Annotated in this window: 17 protein-coding genes; 12 read left to right on the top strand and 5 right to left on the bottom strand. The window is 47.0% G+C overall.

What is annotated here, in order from left to right:
* Positions 1–142 precede the first annotated feature (142 nt).
* On the bottom strand, positions 143–385 hold the full coding sequence (locus ASG33_RS25315) for a hypothetical protein (RefSeq protein WP_056292306.1): 243 nt from the start codon (positions 383–385) through the stop codon (positions 143–145).
* 165 nt (positions 386–550) lie between these two features.
* Here ASG33_RS25315 and ASG33_RS25310 point away from each other — a divergent pair, with 165 nt between their 5' ends.
* The 12 genes from ASG33_RS25310 (at position 551) to ASG33_RS25255 (ending at position 18002) form a co-directional block, all read left to right on the top strand.
* Entirely contained in the window at positions 551–853 is a 303-nt protein-coding gene (locus ASG33_RS25310; protein ID WP_056292305.1) for a hypothetical protein, read from the top strand.
* Between the two features lie 97 nt (positions 854–950).
* Positions 951–2171 carry a Tm-1-like ATP-binding domain-containing protein gene (locus ASG33_RS25305; RefSeq protein WP_056292301.1) on the top strand — a complete coding sequence of 407 codons (1221 nt, stop codon included), beginning with the start codon at positions 951–953 and terminating at the stop codon, positions 2169–2171.
* Positions 2172–2212: 41 nt separating this feature from the next.
* The gene (locus ASG33_RS25300) at positions 2213–3073 is read left to right on the top strand and encodes a phosphoenolpyruvate hydrolase family protein (protein WP_056292298.1); all 861 of its coding nucleotides are present in this window, start codon (positions 2213–2215) and stop codon (positions 3071–3073) included.
* Between the two features lie 135 nt (positions 3074–3208).
* Complete coding sequence (locus tag ASG33_RS25295) at positions 3209–3829, top strand: RNA polymerase sigma factor (protein ID WP_056292295.1); 621 nt, start codon at positions 3209–3211, stop codon at positions 3827–3829.
* 91 nt (positions 3830–3920) lie between these two features.
* Positions 3921–5036 carry a FecR family protein gene (locus ASG33_RS25290; RefSeq protein ID WP_056292293.1) on the top strand — a complete coding sequence of 372 codons (1116 nt, stop codon included), beginning with the start codon at positions 3921–3923 and terminating at the stop codon, positions 5034–5036.
* Positions 5037–5295: 259 nt separating this feature from the next.
* Positions 5296–8754: a TonB-dependent receptor gene (locus tag ASG33_RS25285; RefSeq protein ID WP_229238860.1), complete on the top strand. Its 3459-nt coding sequence runs from the start codon at positions 5296–5298 to the stop codon at positions 8752–8754.
* Positions 8755–8770: 16 nt separating this feature from the next.
* Positions 8771–10678 carry a RagB/SusD family nutrient uptake outer membrane protein gene (locus ASG33_RS25280; protein WP_056292287.1) on the top strand — a complete coding sequence of 636 codons (1908 nt, stop codon included), beginning with the start codon at positions 8771–8773 and terminating at the stop codon, positions 10676–10678.
* 21 nt (positions 10679–10699) lie between these two features.
* Complete coding sequence (locus ASG33_RS25275; RefSeq protein ID WP_056292286.1) at positions 10700–11401, top strand: DUF3823 domain-containing protein; 702 nt, start codon at positions 10700–10702, stop codon at positions 11399–11401.
* A 134-nt stretch (positions 11402–11535) separates the two neighbouring features.
* Positions 11536–15063 (top strand): PVC-type heme-binding CxxCH protein, encoded by a 3528-nt coding sequence (locus ASG33_RS25270; protein WP_056292283.1) that lies wholly within the window; start codon positions 11536–11538, stop codon positions 15061–15063.
* A 34-nt stretch (positions 15064–15097) separates the two neighbouring features.
* Positions 15098–15877 (top strand): ThuA domain-containing protein, encoded by a 780-nt coding sequence (locus ASG33_RS25265; protein ID WP_056292279.1) that lies wholly within the window; start codon positions 15098–15100, stop codon positions 15875–15877.
* A gap of 146 nt (positions 15878–16023) precedes the next feature.
* Positions 16024–17142, top strand: a complete 1119-nt coding sequence (locus ASG33_RS25260; protein ID WP_056292276.1) for a Gfo/Idh/MocA family protein — start codon at positions 16024–16026, stop codon at positions 17140–17142.
* 11 nt (positions 17143–17153) lie between these two features.
* On the top strand, positions 17154–18002 hold the full coding sequence (locus ASG33_RS25255) for a sugar phosphate isomerase/epimerase (RefSeq protein ID WP_056292273.1): 849 nt from the start codon (positions 17154–17156) through the stop codon (positions 18000–18002).
* A 122-nt stretch (positions 18003–18124) separates the two neighbouring features.
* Here the strand turns inward: ASG33_RS25255 and ASG33_RS25250 are convergent, their stop codons facing one another.
* From ASG33_RS25250 to ASG33_RS25235, 4 genes are all read right to left on the bottom strand, one after another.
* Positions 18125–19585 (bottom strand): MOP flippase family protein, encoded by a 1461-nt coding sequence (locus tag ASG33_RS25250; protein ID WP_056292271.1) that lies wholly within the window; start codon positions 19583–19585, stop codon positions 18125–18127.
* Between the two features lie 9 nt (positions 19586–19594).
* The gene (locus ASG33_RS25245; protein WP_082489404.1) at positions 19595–20761 is read right to left on the bottom strand and encodes a TDP-N-acetylfucosamine:lipid II N-acetylfucosaminyltransferase; all 1167 of its coding nucleotides are present in this window, start codon (positions 20759–20761) and stop codon (positions 19595–19597) included.
* Positions 20758–21894 carry a dTDP-4-amino-4,6-dideoxygalactose transaminase gene (rffA, locus tag ASG33_RS25240; protein WP_056292265.1) on the bottom strand — a complete coding sequence of 379 codons (1137 nt, stop codon included), beginning with the start codon at positions 21892–21894 and terminating at the stop codon, positions 20758–20760. Before rffA ends, ASG33_RS25245 begins: the two co-directional genes overlap by 4 nt.
* 207 nt (positions 21895–22101) lie before the next feature.
* Positions 22102–22542: a GNAT family N-acetyltransferase gene (locus tag ASG33_RS25235; protein WP_056292260.1), complete on the bottom strand. Its 441-nt coding sequence runs from the start codon at positions 22540–22542 to the stop codon at positions 22102–22104.
* Positions 22543–22618 lie beyond the last annotated feature (76 nt).

Here is a 22618-nt window from a genome sequence, read left to right as displayed (position 1 = left end):
AGCCTTTTAGCTTTTGATGAAGGATATCGACCGATAATTTTCTGCCCGAATAATTCAAACGAAAGAGGGTGCCACGGTTTTAAATTGAGACACCCTCTTTTTGTTTAAATCATAGTGTGTTTGATTCAAATGCATGATGTCATTAATCAGTTGGCGATGCCAGTTCCAGATCGTCTTGCCAAAAGGGTTGCGTTACCACCGTTTTGTTTTCATTCACCCACGTACACCACACTTTTCCGCTATAAGCCCGCCTGGCAACCGGAGTTGAATGACTTCCGTTTGCATGTTGTACCGTTTCCACGATCTGATATTCATCTACCCGCATTACCCTCGATCCATTCTTTTCTTTCACCCAATCGCCTTTAACAAAATTTAGCGTCACCATCAGTAGTTCTTTTTATAACGTAGTACGAGCCAGCTTCAAATCTCGTGCCATACGGGATATCAATTTTTCTAGCGATAAGTGTGAATAAACCTAGTTTGACTGTTATGTGTAGAACTATTTCAATATTCGTCACATTGCCGTAAACCGATCAAATCTACCTCACTCATGAAAAATCGTAAACGCGCTGTTATGTCGCTTAACAACGACACATTTAAGCATTACCTCCTGCTTCGCTATGTTAACAACTCCACAGATCCTAAATGGAAGCAGCTCACATTTGTCTCGCAGGACAACATCAGTGCCGAAGTATGGCTGCAATTATACAACTACGCAAAGGCGGATGTAGAAAGCCATGGCGGACACCTGACCGGCTACGAAGTGGTGAATGAACGCATTGTAAAACACGACGGTATCAGCACAGACTACTGGCCTGCAAACTGGATGTGGGTAATTTCAAAGCACAGCTGATGAAAGAGAAATTTTTACGATAATTTTAAAGGGCGGACTCGGTTCCGCCCTTTCTTTGTTTTAGCACAGGTTTATCTGCCGGAACCAGCAACATTTCATGACTGACAAATCCATCTTAATTATCGGTTGCTTCGACACCAAGGGTGAAGCTTTTTCTTACCTCAGAGAATGCATTATAAATCTGGGTGAAACGGTGATAACAATTGATACCGGAGTGCTTGCTGCATTGCCCGCTTTTCCGGTAGATTTTACAGCCGCCCAGGTCGTTGCCGAAGCAGGAGCAACCATTGAAGCGCTGCGTACAAGGCGCGACAGGGGTTATGCAATGGATGTAATGGGCCGGGGCGCAGCACGCGTCGTGCGCCAATTGGTTGAAAGTGGCCGGATCAAAGGTGCAATCGGAATGGGCGGCGGCGGCGGCACTTACATTACCCTGTCAGCCATGCAGGAAATCCCGCTCGGAATTCCCAAGTTGTGCCTCAGTACGCTGGCAACAAAAGACCTTACAAGGCAGATTGGTCATAAAGATATTACGCTGATGCCGTCCATTGTTGATGTGGCAGGCTTGAACAGCATACTCCGGCTGCTGATTACCCAGGCTGCGGGCGCTATCTGCGCCATGGCAGCTTCGGCGCAACTGGCCGGGGTGAGTGCGAGGGGAAGTATCGCGGTGAGCATGTTTGGGAACACAACGCCGTGCGTAGACCAATGTACGGCGCTGCTTCGGGAGAAAGGATATGAAGTTCTTGCTTTTCATGCCAATGGAGTGGGGGGAAAAGCAATGGAAGCTTTGATCCGGGAAGGCTGTTTTGAAGCGGTGCTCGACATTACTACTACCGAGCTGGCAGATAACCTCTGTGACGGAATATGCAGCGCAGGTCCTGCTCGTCTTACTGCTGCCAGTGAGCTGGGTATCCCGCAGATTGTAGTTCCGGGTTGCCTCGATATGGTTAATTTCGCACATTTGGATTCTGTTCCTGAAAAGTATCAGGACAGAAAGCTGTACAGCTGGGCGCCTGATGTAACGTTAATGCGGACCAATGCGAAAGAAAACGCACTGCTGGGGAAAGAAATCGCTGAGAAGATCAATGCAGCCGGCGGTCCGGTGCAGTTTGTATTTCCATTGCAAGGTATCTCGCAGGTAGATAGCGGAGGAGGCATTTTCCATGACCCGGAAGCAGATCTTGCCCTGCTTGAATCAGTGGAAAAACACATCGGCTCGAAAGAACAAATTATACAATGCGATATGCACATCAATGATGCGGCATTTGCCGAAGTATTGGTAACCCGGCTTTTGGCGCTGCTCAACCAGAAATAGCATACATACCGATTTTCATTTTTATAACTCATTATTATACTATGCCAAATCCGTGGACAGGTAAGGGAAATCCTTACACCAAACAGGAGGTCAACGAGCGCCTGCGGGCTACTGTCAACCAGAAAAAAGCCATTATCGCTGCCGGTGCCGGTACCGGGATCAGTGCGAAGTTTATTGAAAAAGGAGGTGCCGATCTGATCATTATCTATAACTCGGGCCGGTTCAGAATGGCAGGGCACGGCTCTACCGCCGGGTTAATGGCGTATGGTGATGCCAATGCAGTGGCAATGGAGATTGGCGAGTTTGAAGTACTGCCGGTAGTAGAGGAAGTGCCTGTCATTTGCGGCGTGCACGGTTCTGATCCGCGACGGAGAATGTGGCACCATTTGCTGAAAGTAAAGGAAATGGGATTTTCAGGTGTAAATAACTTTCCCACTCACTCGATTGTAGACGGGCATTTCAGGCAAGTGCTGGAAGAAACGGGAATGGGTTTCGAGAAAGAAGTCGAAATGATCCGGCTTGCTACCAAAATGGATCTTTTCTCCATTGTCTACGTAGCCAAGCCCGAAGAAGCCCGGCAAATGGCTGAGGCCGGCGCAGACGCGATTATCGCACACGTGGGGACAACCGTAGGAGGGTCGATTGGTGTGGTCAATGCATCAGTTTCAATGGACCAGGCTGTGGAAGCAACACAGGCGATCATGGAAGCGGGCAAAGAAGTAAACCCTGATTTGTTCTTTCTTGCCCACGGCGGACCGGTTAATACGCCCGAGGATGTGAGGGTAATCTTAGAGAAAACAGATGTCCACGGTTTCGTAGGTGCGTCGTCGCTGGAAAGAATGGGCGTGGAGCAGTCACTTACCGACCTGACGCGCAATTTTAAATCACTTACCCTGCGGTAAACAGCCTTAAACAGGCAGTCCGGAAGCAGTATTTTAAATGCAAGCTTCCGGATTTTATTTATGTAAATAGATTGATATTAAATAGTATTTATAGTATAATTTCGTTGCCTTAAACTTTGTCTAAAAAAGAACACGTTGGTCACAGAGGATACTTTTGGCAGGTGGGAAACCGAGCAGCAGCTCTGGCTCGCGCTCAGGCAAGGGGATGAGCAGGCGTTTACGTTTATCTTCGAAAAGTATCACCGTACACTTTATAACTACGGCTGCAAGCTGACCACGCACACTGCCGTAACCGAAGATGCTATTCAGGATATCTTTATTGATATCTGGCGTTTGAGGGCTAACCTCACAGAGCACATTTCTTCGATTAAATTTTATCTATACCGGACATTGCGCCGGCGCATTCACCAGACGCTCGACAAGTACCCCGCCACCGAAGAGATCACCGACCTCAGTGAGCCGGATATCATGCCGCTTTCATTCTCGGATTCCCAAACGTTACTGATCGAATCCGAATCCAACCTGATCCGTGCGCAGCGAATCCGGGAACTGCTCGCATTGCTCCCCGAGCGACAGCTGGAAGCGATAACACTCCGCTATTTCGACGAATTCAGCATTGAAGAAATCGGGCAGATTATGGGTGTAAATGAAAAGTCGGTCCGCAATTTTCTTTATAAAGCCCTCACTGCTTTCAGGCAGACGCAGAATTTTATCATCAACTTCCTCCTGATTATCTGCGCATTGCCCATTTTTTAAAATTTTTTGTAAAAATAATCTCATTTCAAAGAGGTCAAATCCGCACATCTCCGCTCTTTGTATTTGGAGGGCATTCAGCCTCTTTACCCAAATGAAATACACTCCTTATTCTCTGACGGACCTGATCAGGCACGATGCGTTCATTGCCTGGGTTTTGAATCCCGATGCAGAGAGCGATGCGTACTGGAAAGGCTTTCTGGAACAATATCCTGAAAAGACGAAAACTGTCGAATCAGCGAGGGAGTATATTTATTTGCTGGCAGAGGACACAGGCAGAAACAGGCCAACAGAGGCGCAGAGCAGCAAAATGTGGAAGGTAGTGGAAGACAGCATGTACGTGGAGGAACCTGTTGCAGCCGAAGAGGAAAAGCCCGTAGTGCACGCCTGGCGCTGGCTTAGGGTAGCAGCCTCGGTGGCATTGATCTGCGGGATAGGCGCAATGAGCTTCTGGTATTTCCTTCGACCAGGCGAAATGATTTCCCTGAGACAAAAAGTTGCGCCTGCTGGTAAAGGATCAATCGAGGTAGTTAATGCATCGGCGGCAAAACGCATTGTGTTACTGCCCGACGGTAGTTCCGTAGTGCTGGATCCGGGCTCGCAGCTCAGCTATCAGAAAATGCAAACCGGCCAGAAAAGGGAAGTTACCTTAGTTGGAAAAGGCTTTTTTGAAATTGTTAAAGATCCCGGAAAACCATTCCTGGTGTACTCACGGGGAATTGTGACGAAAGTATTAGGTACCAGTTTCAGTGTAGATGCGAGAGAAAAAACGGGTCAGGTGAAAGTGGAAGTGAAAACGGGGAAGGTTACCGTTTTTCCGGTAAGTACCGGCGCTACGGAAATGGAAGTAAGCAATGCAGAAAAGAAGGGTTTTATTCTTTATCCCGACCAGCGCATTGCATTGACAGCCGGCAGCGGAAAGGTGCTTAAACCTGTGGAAGCCAGCATCAGGGAGCTTGATCAGCAGGATATCTCGTCACAGCTTTTTGTTTTTGACGAAACCCCGGTGACCGAAGTTTTCAAGGCGCTGGAAGCAGCTTATAATGTGAAGATCATTTATAATGTCGATGCGCTGGAAAAATGTCCGCTAACTGCCACTTTGGTCGGACAACCTTTCAGCAAGAAATTGGCTGTGATATGCAATGCCATTGACGCTACTTACGAGATCAATGGGGATCAGGTCAGGATCACGGGCAATGGGTGCAAATAGCAAAATTAAATGAGTATTGCCGGAGTCAGTAAGTCCTATCACTCAAACCTAACATACAAATGACATAGAGCCATACTGTCGAAAAAAAATCAGCCATGCTGCCACATGACTGATTCGGATTCCCGAAAGTAACGCTAATTACTCGCAGCCACAGCAAGTGGCCGCCCGGGAAGATATTGTTGAATAAATCGCCTTAACCAACAAATCAATCAAAAATATGGAAAAAGTTCGACGAACCGATGACCTGCTCATAACTCTTATGCGTATAACCGTCTTGCAATGTTTTCTGGTGTGCCTGTTTGCCGGAGTGTCGTGGGCAGTTGACGGCAGGGCACAGTCGGCTCTCACCCAGAAGGTAACTCTTGATATTCAGAATCAGGATGTTAAAAAAGTTTTAAAAGAGCTCGAAAAGCAAACAAACATCAAGTTTGTATTCAGTTCCAGGCTGATCCAATCTGACAGGAAAGCGACCATTAAGGTAACCAACACGCAATTGGCTTCGGTGCTCGACCAGCTGCTGAAACCGCTGCAGCTTAGCTATAAGGTAAGTGAAGATCTGATTGTGATCAAGCCTGACAAGACGCCAGTGAAGGTATCTGACGTGGTGCAGCCCGAGGTAGTCCCGGACGTGGCACAAGCGGTGGATCGCACCCTTCGCGGGACAGTTAAAGATGAAGCCGGCGTTGCATTACCCGGTGTCAGCATTGTTTTAAAAGGTACACAAACGGGAACCTCTTCCGACGAAAAAGGCGCATTCTCACTTACTGTTCCGAATGGAGAAGCCACGCTGATCTTTTCGTTTGTAGGCTTTCTGTCGCGTGAAATCATTGTTAATGAGGGACAAACGGAAGTGGATGTGGCCCTGAAAGTAGATGATAAAGCACTGGAAGAAGTAGTTGTGGTAGGTTATGGTACCCAAAAGAAAGAATCACTTACCGGCGCTATTTCCACTGTGACGAGTAAGGATATCGAGCGTGTACATGGTGGTTCCACGGTAAGCTCGGGCCTGGCAGGTAAAATTCCGGGCGTTACATTCCGTATGCCCGACGGCCGTCCAGGCGCAAGTGCTAACGTGCAGATCCGGAATATGGGTAACCCGCTGTTTGTAATTGATGGTATACAGCAGGATGCTGGTCAGTTCAACAACATTTCTCCCAACGATATAGAAAGCATTTCGGTGCTGAAAGATGCTTCTGCGGCTATTTATGGTGTTCGTGCGGCAAATGGCGTTGTGGTGGTAACAACCAAACGTGGAAAGAACGGGACTAAAAATACCGTCAATATTGACGCATACACAGGCTGGCAAAATTGGTCGCGCTTCCCGAATGTGGTTAACGATTCGTACCAATGGATGCTCGGCCGGGCAGAGGCGGAAATGAACCAATACGGTAAGACGTCCATTACACCTGCCGAACTCGAAAAATACAAAGCTGGTACGGAGCCTGGTTACCAGACATTTAACTGGAAGGATTTTATCATTAAAAAGAATGCGCCGCTCTATTCATTGAACATGAACATGACCGGCGGTTCCGACAGGATCAGCTACTACATTTCTGCGACGCATTTGAAACAGTTTGCTGTTTTAGGACGAGAGTTTACATTTAAAAGAACCAACATTCAGAGTAATGTAGATGCGAAAATTACAGATCGGCTGAAACTGGGTGTGCAGATCAACGGTCGCATTGAAAACCGTGATCAGCCTGGTATCCCGGGTGGCGATGATTACTGGCTGCCCCGCTTTGCGATCCTGAGAAACCGTCCTTTCGAGCGGCCTTACGCCAACGATAATCCTAATTATCTGAATGATATCAAACACAATGAGACCAACTGGGCTTACAATAACAAAAAGTTGGGAGGTTACTGGACGGAGTACTGGCGTGTTTTGCAAACCAACTTTACGGGAGAGTACACCATTCCGGGCATTAAAGGACTGGTAGCGAAAGGAATGTACTCCTACTACATCGCCGACCGTGTGATGAACGGGCACGAGTATACCTACGAAGCCTACACCTACAATCCAACCGAAGATACCTACACCGTGACCGGCGGAAGTACAAACCCGTGGAGAGAGCGTGGTACCAGGAAGGTGATGCGGAATGTGTATCAGGGTCAGTTGAATTACAACAACACTTTTGGCAAACATACCGTAGGCGCAACTTTCGTGGCGGAGCGGCAGGAAGAGCAGGTACAGGATCAATGGGTACATGCAGTTCCCAAAACCAATGTGCTTCCTCTGATCTACTTCCCGACCATGGATACCTACAATGATTCGGAATCGGAGCTTGCGCGTATAGGGTATATCGGTAGAGTAAATTATGATTATGGCGGTAAGTATTATCTTGAACTTTCTGCCCGCCGCGACGCTTCATGGAAGTTTGCTCCGGATCGCCGGGTTGGTACATTCCCGTCTGCTTCTGTGGGTTGGAGAATTACCGAAGAGAAATTTATCAAGGACCTGCTGGGCTCGCGGAGCATTCTGGATGATCTTAAATTCAGGGCTTCTTACGGTATTCTGGGAGATGATAATATCCTCTTTAACAATGATCCGAACAACCCTCTAAGTCCCTATGCTTACCTGCCCGGCTACAACTACAACCAGGGAAATGTGATCCTGAGCGGCAATGCGGTTGTTACATCCAGGGATAAAGGTCAGATCATCAACAATATTTCGTGGTTTAAAAGCAAGATCACGGACATTGGGGCAGACTTCTCTTTACTGGGCACGAAAGTGACTGGTTCGGTGGATTATTTTTACAGACTGCGCACAGGTCTGCTCGGACGTAAGTACGACCTGCTCGTGCCAAGCGAGCTAGGGTATGCGCTGCCGGAAGAAAATGTAAACAGTGACTCGCAGCAAGGCTGGGAAGGTGCATTGACATACAATGGAAAATCTGGGGATATTAATTACTCGATTGGTGGTAATGTATCATTTTCAAGGACCAAGTTTGTGTCTTCTTACAAGCCGATCTTCAACAATGCACAGGATCAGTACCGTGCTTCGCGGGAGAATCGCTACGACAACATTTTCTGGGGTTATGAAACGGTTGGCCAGTTCCAGTCGCAGCAGCAGATCTCTGAATATCCGGTTAATATCGACGGACAGGGAAACCGCACTTTGCTTCCGGGAGATTTGATTTACAAGGATATAAATGGGGATAATGTGATCAATAACCTCGACGAAAGGCCGATTGGTTACACTACAAATGGCCAGCCTAACATCAACTTTGGTCTGAACCTGTCGGTAAGCTGGAAAGGATTTACGCTTGCAGCTGACTTTTCCGGGGGCGGAATGTACACCTGGAACCAGAACTGGGAACAACGCTGGGCTTATCAGAATGACGGCGCCCTCAACAGTATCTTCCTTGACAGGTGGCACCGCAAAGATCCTTTCGATCTGAACAGTGAATGGATCCCGGGCAAATATCCTGCATTGCGCTACAACGACGGCTCGCACAGCAACAACAATAAGAACTCCACTTTCTGGGTGCATAATGTGAAATACATCCGTGCGCGCACACTGGAACTGGGGTACTCGCTGCCGAAATCGGTTTTGGAAAAGCTCAAAATGCAAAGAGCCCGCTTCTATATCAATGGATATAACCTGTTTTCAATCGATAACCTGAAAGAGTTCGGTATAGACCCGGAAGTGGCTGACGAAAACGGACTTCAATATCCGCAAGCCAAGTTTGTGAATGTGGGTATCAATCTTTCAATCTAAAAACCGTCAGATTCAAATGAAAAGGAGATTTTATACTTTACTGATCGCTGTTTTAATGCTGGGCTGGAGTTGCGACGACGACGCATTCCTCAACCGCCCACCCACCAATATCCTGACTGACGAACAAATCTGGAACAGTGAAGAGCAGATACTCTCGGTGCTGGGGGATTTGTACAACCGTTATGTCGATATTTCAACTTTCAAAACGATCAACGATATCCCCGGCTGGATGACAGTGGGCGACTTCAATGAGGCATTCTGGTCGGAAGCAGGACGCTACAATGCTTTTCAGAACTCGGGCTGGGATGTTCGTTCCTGGGGCGCCTGGGATTATGGTTACATCAGGGAAATGAATTTGTTTATTCAAAAATGCGGCGCTTCCGAAAAGCTGGACGCAGGGGTAAAAGCCCGCTTTCTGGCAGAAGCGAGGTTTCTGCGTGCATCATATTATTTTGAGCTGGTGAAAAGAATGGGCGGTGTTCCATTGATTTTGGAACCGCTTACCTACGATTTCAGCGGCGATCCGACTTACCTGCAACGCCCACGTGCCAAAGAATCCGAGATCTATGATTTTGTAATCGCAGAGGCAGAAGCGATTAAGGGAGACTTGCCTTCAAATGCAGGTGAAAAATCGCGCGCTACCAAAGGCGCAGCACTTGCAATGGAGGCGCGCGCCGCATTGTATGCCGCTTCTATCGCCAAATACGGCGTGAATACACCTTCTGTGATGCTGTCAGGCGGCGAAGTTGGTATCCCTGCTTCCATGTCACAAGGTTATTATACCAAAGCGCTGGCAGCGGCAAAGGAAATCATAACCGGCTCGGCAGGTACTTATGCACTTTATACCAAAAAACCTGATCTGTCTGAAAACTTCGCGAGCATATTTTATGATAAGGCGAATAATCCGGAGGTGATTTTTGTGGAGGATTACAAGCTGCAAAGTGGCAAGGTGCATTACTTTACAGGCTGGAACCAGCCGAGGTATGGTGCCGAGGAAGAGGAAGGCGGCCGTATTAATCCTTCCCTGAATTTTGTTGAGGCTTTTGAGAAACTCGACAATACTTTTGCCCCAATCCCTACCACCAATGCAACAGGCGCACCTATTTACTACGATAACCAGGTAGATATCTTCGCAGGAAGAGATGCGCGTCTTGCCGGGACTGTAATGCTGCCCGGCACTACCTTCAAAGGAAGAGCCGTGGATATCTGGGCTGGTTTTCAGTTAGGGAATGGAACCATCGTAAGCGGCGACGACCGCGGTGCACAAAAAACATTGCCCGGCAAAACAGTACCCGAGCAGGTAGTCGGTTTTGACGGACCTATCGACGGTTTTGAATTCACTGCACAAACAGGTTTTTACCTGCGCAAATACCTAGATCCGGTTGTAGGTTCAGGTCAGCGCGGGGTTAACAGTGAGGTTTGGCTGGTAAGATACCGTTTCGCAGAAGTGCTTTTGAATGCAGCTGAGGCAGCATTTGAGCTAGGACAACCCGCAGTTGCAGCCGAGTACATGAATATGGTACGCGCACGTGCCGGGCTGGTCACGCCATTGAAATCTTCCGAGATCAATTTCGACCGCATTGTACATGAAAGACGCGTAGAGCTGGCTTTTGAAGGACATTATCTCTACGATATGAAAAGATGGCGCATTGCGCACCTGATCATGGACGGAAACGCGATTGCGCCTGCAGAACTTTCCAAGGATCTTGGCAAAGCTACCAAGCGCAATACCCAGCCTTACGGACTCTGGCCTTACAAAATCTACAATCCCGGCTCGCCTACGAATGGAAAATGGATTTACAAAGTAACTCGTTTGAGCCGCGTAACTGGTGCAGACAGGTTCCAGCTCGGGAATTATTATTCCTACATCAGCGACGATGTGATCAACAACAATCCGAAGATCGTCCGTAACCCTAATCATTAAGGCATTTTAAAATATCAGATCATGAAAGTAACAGTTCAGCTTCTAGCTATATTATTACTCGGACTGGGGGTAATGTCTTGTGACAAAGATAATTTCACGGCACCCAAGTCTACCTTATCCGGTCGCATTGTATATAATGGCGAACCCATTGGCGTGGAATTCAATCAGGTCCGGATGCAGCTCTGGCAGCCTGGCTTCGGTAAGCTCGCTCCCATCGACGCACCCATTGACCAGGAAGGCCGCTTCTCGGCGCTGCTTTTTAATGGAAACTATAAACTCGTTTTCCCTGCCGGCCGCGGCCCATTCCGGACCATTCAGCAGGATGCTGCGAAAAAGGATACGGTCTATGTTACGGTGAATGGAAACCAGACACTTGACGTGGAAGTGCAGCCTTACTTTATGATCCGCAATCCGTCCTTCAATGGAGGCGAAGGCAAAGTTTCAGCTTCATTAAAGCTGGAACAAATTGTAACCGGTGCGAATGCAAAAGCAGTAGAACAGGTGTCTTTGTATGTTAATAAAACAAACTTTGTTTCGCGGGCAACCAATATTGGCACAACCGATCTTGCATCTGCGAACATTAAAGACCTGAACAATATCACTATGTCGGTGAATGTACCGGCGCTTGTACCTGCTCAGGGTTATGTATTTGCAAGGATTGGTGTGAAAATCAAGGATGTGGAAGATATGATCTTCTCGCCCGTTCAAAAAATCGATTTATAGTCCTTTTCATGCAGGTCTGACTCGGTCACGCTGGCCGCGCCACGCTGGCCGCGCCACGCTGGCCGCGCCAGACCTGCATGACTTATTTCCCAAACCCGCGAGGGACAAGGGCCAAAACCCTGAATTCTTATCTGATGAAGAAAAACATTCTGATTACTATTGCCGCAATTATCATTGTATCCTGCGCCCGGAACCCTTCCGGAAACACAGGCAGCAATGCAGGTTCCGGATCGGCGCGACGTGCTGAGGTATTGTTCCTGGGACACAACAGCAAACACCACGATTCGGGTAAGTACGCGCCCTGGCTGGCGATCAAGCTGTTCAGGAGCGGGATCAATATGACCTATACCGCCGATCTCAGCGATATCACTGCCGAAAATCTTTCCAAATACGATGGTTTGATCATTTACGCAAACCATGATTCACTTCCTCCTGCCCAGGAAAGCGCTATGAAAGCTTTTGTTGAAAGCGGCAAAGGTTTAATCCCATTGCATTCAGCAACAGGCTGTTTCAGGAATTCGCAATGGTATATCAAAACAGTGGGCGGACAGTTTGCCTCACATAAGGTAGGTACTTTCAAAAACACCATTTTAAAACCCGAACATCCGGTAATAAAGGGTATTACGGACTTCGAGACCTGGGATGAAACCTATGTACACAAGAATCTGAACCCCGATAAAACAGTGTTGGCTGAAAGGGTTGAAGGCGATCACCACGAACCTTATACCTGGGTCAGAAATGAAGGAAAAGGCCGGGTATTTTATACCGCTTATGGGCACGAAGACAGTACCTGGACCAATCGTGGTTTTTTAGACCTGGTCAGAAACGGCGTACTCTGGGCGGTGGGGGACAATGTTCAAAAAAGCATTGCCGCATTGAAACTCCCTGACCCGGATATTTATGACGCCGACACGATCGCACATTATACCAAAAGACACGTAGTGCCCAAAATGCAGGAATCACTGCCGCCTGCCGAGTCGAACAAACTGACGCAGGTACCTGTTGGTTTTGAAATACAGCTTTTTGCCGCAGAACCTGACATTACCAATCCGATCGCGATGGCGTGGGACGAGCGTGGGAGATTGTGGGTGGTAGAGTCTGTGGATTATCCGAACACATTTAAGGAAACTGACGGAGCCGCCAATGACCGGATCAAGATCTGTGAGGATACAGACGGCGACGGTAAGGCAGACAAGTTTACTGTTTTCGCAGATAAGCTCAATATTCCCACCAGTATGGTCTTTTCAAATGGCGGAATCATCGTTTCCATGGCGCCTGATTTTGTTTTCCTGAAAGATACCAATGGAGATGATAAGGCCGATGTACGCGAGGTAATTATGACTGGCTGGGGAAAAAACGATACCCACGCCGGTCCGTCCAATCTGCAATATGGTTTTGACAACAAGATCTGGGGCGTAAACGGGTACTCGGGTTTTAAAGGTAATATCAATGGAAAAGCCTATAATTTCTCGCAGGGTGTTTACCATTTCAAACCCGACGGGAAAGACTTTGCATACCTTGGCAGTAGCAGCAACAACACCTGGGGGCTGGGGGTAACAGAAGACAACAACGTCTTTTTGTCAACCGCGAACAATACGCACAGCGCCTATTATTCCATGGCGGCCAAATACCTGCAGCGTTCCGTTGAAAGTGAGGAGCCGGGTATCCAGTCGGTACAGAAAATAGACGGGCATTATGATGCGCATTCGATGACGCCGAACCTGCGTCAGGTGGATGTGGTAGGGGGATATACTTCTGCTGCCGGTCACCATTTTTACACAGCGCGCGCATTTCCAAAAGAATACTGGAACCGCATTGCATTCGTAGCTGAACCTACGATCAGGCTGGTCCACAAAGCTATTATTGAAAAGGACGGCGCTGGTTTCAAGGAGAAAGACGGCTGGAATTTCATGGCCAGCTCCGATGAATGGTTTGGCCCGGTGCACGCCGAGGTTGGTCCGGACGGGGCTGTCTGGGTTTCGGACTGGTACAACTTCATTATCCAGCACAATGTATTCGTACCTGCGCAGTCGCCGGCGGAATTTATTATCCCATTCAAAGAGCAGCCGCACGGACAGGGTAATGCATTCAGCAGCCCGATGCGCGACCTCAATCACGGGCGCATTTACCGGGTTGTTTATAAAAACGGAAAGAAAGCTGCGCCGCTGAAACTCTCCAAAGACGATCTGCCAGGTTTGGTTGCGGCTTTGGAAAACGATAATATGTTCTGGAGAATGACAGCACAGCGACTGCTGGTTGAGTCAGGCAAGCGGTCGGTAGTACCTGATCTGTACAAAATTATTGAGAATCAGAAAGTGGACGAAATCGGATTGAACAGTCCGGCTGTACATGCATTGTGGACTTTGCACGGCCTGGGTGTAATGGACGGATCTGATCTGAAAAGTCTGGAAGTGGTGAATAAAGCACTTTCACATCCTGCGCCAGGTGTTCGCAAGGCAGCTGCGTCGGTACTTCCGAAGAACGAGCAGAGTTTTGAGCAATTACAAAAGCTGATGAAAGATCCTGATCTGAACACAAGATTGGCGGTTTTTATTGCTTTGATAGAAATGCCTGCTTCCGACAAAATCGGTGCTGCTGTTTACCAGGCTTCACTGGATGCGGAAAATGCAAAGGATAAGTGGTTATCAAAAGCATTACTGGCCGCGGGTATCCAGCACGAAAATGGCTTTATGGCTGCTTCGGCCGGGCAAACCGGTAAGTCTGCACTGGCGGACCAGATTGCGAGCGCATTAAAGAAAGAGGTTTATGTTTTGGGCAGAAGAGGAAGTCTTCAATTCCCGCCGGATGTAACCGGAAAGGAAATTACCATTAAGGCGAGTGTGGCGAAAGGAAAAGACCGCGCTTTGCAGGGATTTATCGCGGGACAGGGCGGCAAGGAAGGCGGATATGCACTTTATATTCAGGATGGAAAGCTGATTATGGCTGTAAAGCAGCATGGCATGTTATCCAAAGCTGTCACAAAGGAACCGCTTCCGGAGAAGTTTGATGTGGAAGCGGGCTTGAAAAAGGATGGGAAGATCTTCATTAACATTGACGGGAAACCTGCTGCCGAAGGAAAGGCGCACATGCTTTTTGCAATGCCGCTTGAAAATACGGTAAGAACAGGCGAGGATATGGAAGGGGAGAATAACATCGGCGAGTACGAGGGTAAGTTTGGCTTTGCAGGCAATTTTCAGAAAGCCAGCCTGGAATTCAACAAACCGGAAGAAGGAAAGTCAGAAGTCGCTGTTACTGAGACCAAGTCAGCCGGCACAAAGTCTGGCGCTACGGTCATTGAGATGAAAGTAGAGAAGGAGATCATGCAGTTTGACAAAAAGCTGATTAATGTAAAAGCCGGCCAGAAAGTGGTCATTAACCTTGAAAACCCCGACGGAATGCAGCACAATCTGTTGATCATCAAGCCGGGAACTTTGCAGAAAGTTGGAAAGGCGGCAGACGAAATGTTGCGTGATCCGCAGGCGGCTGAAAAGCAGTATGTGCCCAAAATTCCGGAGGTACTGCATTCAACCCGGCTCGTGAGCTCCGGTGAGACAGTTACTCTTGAATTTACCGTTCCAAATGAGCCTGGCGATTATCCCTATGTATGTACATTTCCGGGACACTGGCGCGGGATGAACGGAATTCTCCGGGTTACCAGATAACAAACAAGCATTTTGTAAACTTCAAATACGATTTATGTTCAGATCCATTCAAAAACTGGTGCTGCTGCTCGTCGCGGTTGTATTGTCAACAGGATATTTATTAGCAGAAAATGGAGGTTTGCCGCCTAAAAAGACCATCCGGGTTTTGATGGTCGGTGGCGGCTCCTCTCACGATTTTGACCGCTGGTACAAACAGGAAGATGTAGCTACCCTGGAAAAAGGCGGACTGGCGAAAGTGACTTACACCAGCGATCCTGCCAGTATTTTGTCGCAGCTTCCGGAAACGGATGTGCTGTTTTTGGCAAACAACCAGCCCATTGCCGATGAAGCTACCAGAAAAGCCATTTTCGCTTTTGCTGATGCTGGAAAAGGCATGATCCTGGCGCATCCTGCGATTTGGTACAACTGGAAAGACTGGCCTGAATACAATGCAAAACTGGTGGGCGGAGGTTCGCGCGGTCATGATAAGTACGGACCTTTCGATGTTACGATCACAAACAAAAAACATCCATTAACGAAAGGTATCCCGGCTACTTTCCATCTTGACGACGAGCTGTACTACTTCAAAACGGACCCGGCTGCAACTCCGATTGAGATACTGGCAACAGGGAAAGCAACCACTTCCGAGAATACCTATCCCAGTTTGTTCATCGTCAAATATCCAAAAGGCAGAATTGTAGGGATTGCATTGGGCCACGACGCAGCATCACACACCATCGAACCCTACAAAACCATGATCCGCAATGCCGTGCAATGGGCAGCCGGCGGCTCGGCGGGTGCGGGTGCGGGGGCGGGGGCTTCTTCCGTCGATTGAAATCGACGGAAATGGATGTGCATTGACCGCAGGTCAATGCAGAAATATGGCGAGGCGCAAAGCGCCGCTCCAATCCATTACCCCGGGCTTAAGCCCGGGGAATTCAGATAGAGATTTAGAATTTTTGAAAATTAATTTAGCATAGCATGAGTCAGAAACAGATCACAGTAGTTATTGTCGGAATGGGTTTTGGGAAGGAATTTATCCCTATTTACCAAAGTCATCCAAATATCAAAGCTGTCGGAATATGTACACGCAGCAAAGAGACGCGGGATGAACTGGCAGCGAAGTTCAACCTCGATAGCAACCTGGTATTTGAGCATTTCGAAGATGTTCCGAAGCGGGACGATGTAGATGCAATCCATATCGTAACACCAGTTCCTGAGCATGCACGCATGACGCTGGCTTCGCTCAATGCAGGAAAACATACAGCCTGCACAATCCCGATGGCCATGACGAAAGAGGACTGCGAAGCGATCGTAGCTGCTAAAAGGAAAGCCAAAAAAGTATATATGATGATGGAAACGGCGCTTTATACGCGTGAGTTTTTATATGGATTGAAACTGGCGGAGAGTGGCGATCTTGGACGTATTCAGTTTGTGCGCGGCTCGCACATTCAGGATATGAGCATGGAAGGCTGGGGTGAATACTGGAAAGGGTATCCCCCGATGCTGAATGGAACGCACGCCATTTCGCCATTATTAAAGATCAACAATACGATTGCTGAAACAGTAGTTTGCCACGGATCAGGCCGGCTTTCGGAAGACCTGGCGAGCAGATACGGATCTCCGTTTGCTGTTGAAACTGCCACTTTTACACTCAAAAATTCAGATGTTGTTGCAGAAGCGACGAGGTCACTTTTTGACGTGGTGCGCCAGTATCGCGAGAGTTACGATGTGTATGGCACTAAAATGTCCTTTGAATGGGAGCAGCTGCAGGATGAAAGCCATGTGATTTTTGATGGAGGCGAAAATGCAAAACGCATTGACGTACCCGACACTGACGAGCTTTTGATTGAACCGATCAAACATTTTACAAAGCGTGAAAAAATTGACGATCCGAATCACGTATCGTTTTTGCAGGGAGCGGGTCACGGGGGCTCACACCCGCATTTGGTACAGGAGTTTGTAGCCGCGATCATCGAAGAGCGCGATTCAGCTGTGGATGCGGCATTGGCTGCTAACTACACCTGCGCAGGAATATGCGCGCATGAGTCTGCAATGAATGGGGGTATCCGAGTGGATGTGCCAAGTTTTGAAGAATAAAATCAACTGAAATGCTTTTTGGCGCAAGTACATTTATCTGGTTCTCACCGTTTTACACGGCCAATATTCCTCTTTTTGAAAAGGTAAAAGGCTTTGGCTATGACATTGTTGAAATAGCTGTTGAAGACAAAACGCTTATTGACTGGAAGCTGGTGAAGCAAGCCTGCAGGGATCTTGATCTTAAAATCACGATCAGCGGCGCATTCGGACCGGAACGCGACATTTCAAGCACTGATCCTGCCAATCGAAAGATCGGGCGGGATTACATTACCGATTGCATTCGGATTGCTGCGGAGATGGAGAGCCCGGTTTTTGGCGGACCGCTTTATTCGGCCGTAGGGAAAACCAGGATTGTTTCCGAAGAACAAAAACGGCAGGAACGCGCCTGGTGCATTGAAACGCTGCACGAAGTAAGCGATATCGCCAAATCAGAAGGCGTGACGCTTGGACTCGAACCTTTGAACCGGTTTGAAACCGATATGGTCAATACGGTTGATCAGGCGCTCTCCATTGTTCGCGAAGTGTCGCATTCAAGTCTCAAAATCGTTCTGGATACCTTTCATTCCAACATCGAAGAAAAGGATATTCCCGCTTCAATACGGAAGATAGGAAAGGAGTTGCTTTGCCACGTGCAAGGCAACGAAAGTGACCGCGGAACACCTGGAACCGGGCATCTTGAATGGGAAGGTATCAGAGACGCATTGAAGGAAATCGGGTACGAAGGTGCTGTGGTAATAGAAACTTTCGGCCAACCTTCCAAAGAACTGGCCCGGGCAGCCTGCATCTGGCGCCCACTCGCAAACAGCGCCGACGAACTGGCGGAGGAAGGGTTGCGGTTTTATAAGGAGCTTTTTATGTAGGACTGGAATTCGCTTGCCAGCTTGGATGGCGTAGTACATCCAAGCAACTCGTTTTTGCATGCAGGCTCCGCATTTGAAGCCATTAAAATGAGAGTGGGCAACAAAAGTATGATCAGATCATTTTACGGGCCAGCTTTTCTATTGTTATTAAAATACAACATCAGGGATGCTCTTTCCTGCTTGTTTGTAGCCAGCATTCCAAGGATAGCATACACAGCTCCGAGTATTGCCAGCCCTATGCCCAGTGCAAGATAATTATTGGTCATGGATGGGGAAAGAAAATAGGCCACAACGGAACTGATTGCAGCAAGCAAGATAGGCTTGCCAATACTTCCGAAATATTCCAGAAACTTAGCCTTACAGAGGGGATATACAAATAAGCCCCACGCAGGAAGCATTACTGCAACCTTAAATAAGGTAAGTCCCCACGCAACACCTTCTAAACCCCAAAAACTGCCCATCCAAATACAAAGCGGCATAAACAGCAGCATACCCAGATTCCAGTAGAAACCCCAGTCAGCCCGACCTCTTGCCAGTAACAATGCCCCAACAGGATTGCCGATGCTGTTACAAAGAGCTGTTATGGCAAGAATTCTGAGAAAAGGTATCGATTCAGTCCAGGCCTCCCCAAAGAATAGGATAATCAGAGGCTTGGCAAAGATTATCATTGCTGCATAAACAGGTGCATTGGCATAAGTGAGTAAACGAAGGATCTGAAGATAAGCGCGTTTTAGCTTTTCGATATCATCCTGCATTTTTGCGAGAACGGGAAATGCGACCTTGGTCACAATCGGATTAATGATTTGATATGGTTTAAATGCAAGTGTCTTGGCAATGTTGTAGACTCCAAGAGCTTCCATGCCGAGGAGTTTTCCGATCAGGAGTGTGTCGAATTGAGAGTTAAAATAATTAACGGTTTTCTCACCCATTTGGAAGAGCCCAAATGAAAAGAAGCCTCCATCTTTTAAACTGTGCCAGTCAAAATCGAATTTTGGCTTAAAAACCTTCAAGCCATAGATTACAAGCAGCAAGGTAGATACCGACGCCTGGATAAAATTGGCGTACACGAGTGCATAAATGCCATAGTGCCAAAATGCCAGCAGAACAGACACCAAAAAGCCGCTTGTTTTTCCAATTACATCTCTGATGGACAACGATTTGAAGTTAAGCTCTTTTACCAGGAGAGTTTCGAATTGCTGACCAAAAGGGACAATCAGATAAGTAGCGGACGTCCACCGGATAATGCTCACAAGTTCAGGAGCCCGATAAAAATCAGCAATGAAAGGGGAGGAGATAAATAGTGTAATGTAAATGGATATACCCGAAAGGATATTAAGCCAGAACAAGGTGTTTAATTGGGCTTTCGTGACATCTTTTTTGTGAATAATTGCATTTGAAATTCCCATATCCATAAATATCTGGGAAAGTCCGATCACAAAAATGGCGATCGCCATCAAACCAAAATCTGCCTTGTCAATAAATCTCGACAGGATGACAATTTGTAACAGCTGCATCAGGGAAGTAGCGACGGCCGACAAAGACGTCCATTTTGCCGCTCCAAATGCTTTTTGTTTCAGTGACATGAAAAATTGTTATTCATAAATATTCCTGACCAGATTCGCATAATCCTGCGCTACTTTTTCAGCTGAGAATGCTTCCGTCAGGATTGCTCTGTTTGTGCTAATTTGTTTTTCAGTCAGCGGGCTCAGCCCGTAATTCTGAAAATCATGCTGTAGATCAAATACATGAACACCAATTCTTTTGAAAAACTGGAAGGCAGGATTCACTCCGGCCATATAAATGCGTGCCCCAAGCCATAGCATGGCAATGATGTTACCCATTGCCTGCTGTCTGTAATGGTAGAAGATACCAACGCCGCAGGTCAACAGTATCTCGACATACTCCTGCAAAGGCATAAAGCCTAGCAGCGGAAATGAGCGTGGGCCCCACACTTGTTCAGCACTTTTTGTTACCGCCTCTTTGTAGCTGCCGCCCTCCCCGTAGGAAAGGGGAATGTAAACCTTTGTTTCATTTTCCAAAGGCACTTTTTCGAAAAACTGAATAACATCCAAATGGTTAGACTCCGTGGAATTTGAATTGCCAATCAGTATGTTTTTCCCAACAATTCTCTTGTCCATAAAAGCTTGACCGACATATTGATTCAGATCAAAAAAGGCTGCGTTGAAGAATTTACATTTGGTATCGGGATATCTTTCTTTAAATAGCTCATAATCTTCCCGGATGTAGGTTACAAAATAGTCCACTTCCTTTTGTGTCGACTCCAGTAAGTTCAGGACATTCTTTTTCCCTCGGGCAGTGTAGAAAAGAAATCGGAGTGGTTTGTATTTTTTTATAGTCCAGAGAAGGCCTAACCGGGGCTTTTCCTTAGCTAAATAAGACAGGGTTTTCGGTGCGTATAATCCCGGCTGGATTCTCGGCATTTGATAGATATCGTAGCCCCAGACAATCCAGTAAATCTTAATTCTTTGTTGCAGTTGTGAAATAGCAGACGCTGTGAGCGCGCTTATGGAATGAGCTATGATGCCCCGGATTGCCGGCATAGCAGTAACATGATCATTTAAATTATCGTGTTCATAAAAATATTCACAGGTAAGCTCTGGCTGACTGATATGCCGAAAAATCCCTCTGTCTTTATCGGCTTTGAACACGAGATATTTATTATTGCCCGGATTTACTTTTTCAAAATTGTTGATGGTGTTATCACAAAATTTTTCGTCGTGCATTAAGTGTAGTATCATGCCGAAAAACGGTTGTGGTAGAATCCCAGTATCACGTCAGTAATTTTGAATATCTGTTCCGTTTCCAATTCATAGAATAGCGGCAGTCGAACCAGGCAATCTGCATAGCGGTCAGTTTCCGGAAGATCTCTCCCGTCATGTTTTTCCGAGTAAAATGTCGATTTGTGCAAAGATAAATAATGGAAAACAGACAGAATTCCATTGTCTCTCAGTAACTGGATCAAACTGGTTCTTTCGTCGATTGAGTTGCAGACCAGGTAAAACATATGCGCATTGTTGACTGCGTATTCAGGAAAGTAGGGTAGCTGCACCCCGTAAACTGAAAGTGGTCTCAGCTCTTTTTCGTAAAGATTCCAGATTTCCTTTCGTTTGCCCTGAATATCTTCCAGGTGTTCAAGCTGTGCAAACAGAAACGCTGCTATGATATCTGATGGTAAAAATGATGAGCCAATATCAACCCATGAGTATTTATCTACTTCTCCCCTGAAAAACTGCGACCGGTTTGTCCCTTTTTCCCGTATAATTTCCGCACGTTCTGTCATGCCGGAGTCATTGATCGCTAGCATTCCGCCTTCTCCGGAAATGATATTCTTTGTTTCATGAAATGAAAATCCGGCGAGGTGACCTATTGAACCAAGAGGTTTGCCATTAAAGTAAGAGTCGATGGCCTGAGCAGCGTCCTCTACAACAAAAAGACCGTATTTTGCTGCCAGGTCCATTATTCCAGCCATATCACAGGCAATTCCCGCATAATGGACAGGGATGATCACCTTTGTTTTCTTGGTAATCAGTGCTTCGATTTGTGACACGTCCATGTTGGGGTGATCGGGCAGGCAGTCTACAAAAACAATTTTGGCGCCTCTCAATACGAAAGCATTAACAGTAGAGACAAATGTGTATGAAGGCGCGATCACCTCATCACCTGGCTCGATATTCACCAGGATCGCGGCCATTTCCAGCGCGTCGGTACACGATGTTGTCAAAAGCGATTTCTGGAAGCCATAACGCTCTTCAAAGAAGGAATGACATTTTTTTGTAAAGATCCCGTCTCCGGAAATTTTGCCGGACAGCACAGCCTGATAAAGATAGTGGGCTTCTTTTCCTGTAAGATATGGTTTGTTAAATGGAATCATAATGATATGGACTTAAACCCGATAGGGTATTTCCTTTTAAATGGTGATTTGTTGAATTCACTTGCCTGGCAATAACGAAAGTGAGATGGCAACTATATACTTACGTCCAAATGGACGAAGGGTATGCCGACACAACATGGAAGATTCTCCGAAGAGCGCATAAATGTCAGAATTGTTCCGTTCGTCAGCATAAGTCCTACTTAAAACTCACAAATATCTTGACATTCCAAAATGAGTTTCCTTGAAATGAAGCTTATTATAAAACGGGACCGTTTCTTCATAGCAATCGAGAATTACTTTGTAGCATCCGGCCGTTTCGCAGTAACTGACAAGATGTGATATCAACAGCTCTCCGAACCCTTTTCGCCGATATTGGTGATCTACAACGATATCTTCAATATGGCCCGACCTTCCGCCCCGGATTTTATATTCAATGATTACACTCCCGTAGCAGGCGATCTTGTCGTCGGCAATTCCCACCACTCCGTAAATATTAGGATGTGCGGAAAAGTTGTTCCAGCTGTCTTCTAAATCAATTGCATCCACGCCGCCAGGAAATTCAGATAATTGTTCGAGTAGCAAACAAACGGAGTAGGTGTCTTCCTTGGTAATGGGACGAAAGACTAATTTGGGCGGGTCAAAGAGCATTATTAAGTGTGTTTAGTATCTAAATATTGCAATACAAGGCTGAAATCTATGATTTTGTCGGCAGAAGTCCAACTGT

Source organism: Dyadobacter sp. Leaf189, assembly GCF_001424405.1.
In the GTDB taxonomy this organism is placed as follows: Bacteria; Bacteroidota; Bacteroidia; order Cytophagales; family Spirosomataceae; genus Dyadobacter.
Note: the sequence above shows the minus strand (reverse complement) of the source record. Positions and strands in the feature narration are given on the sequence as shown.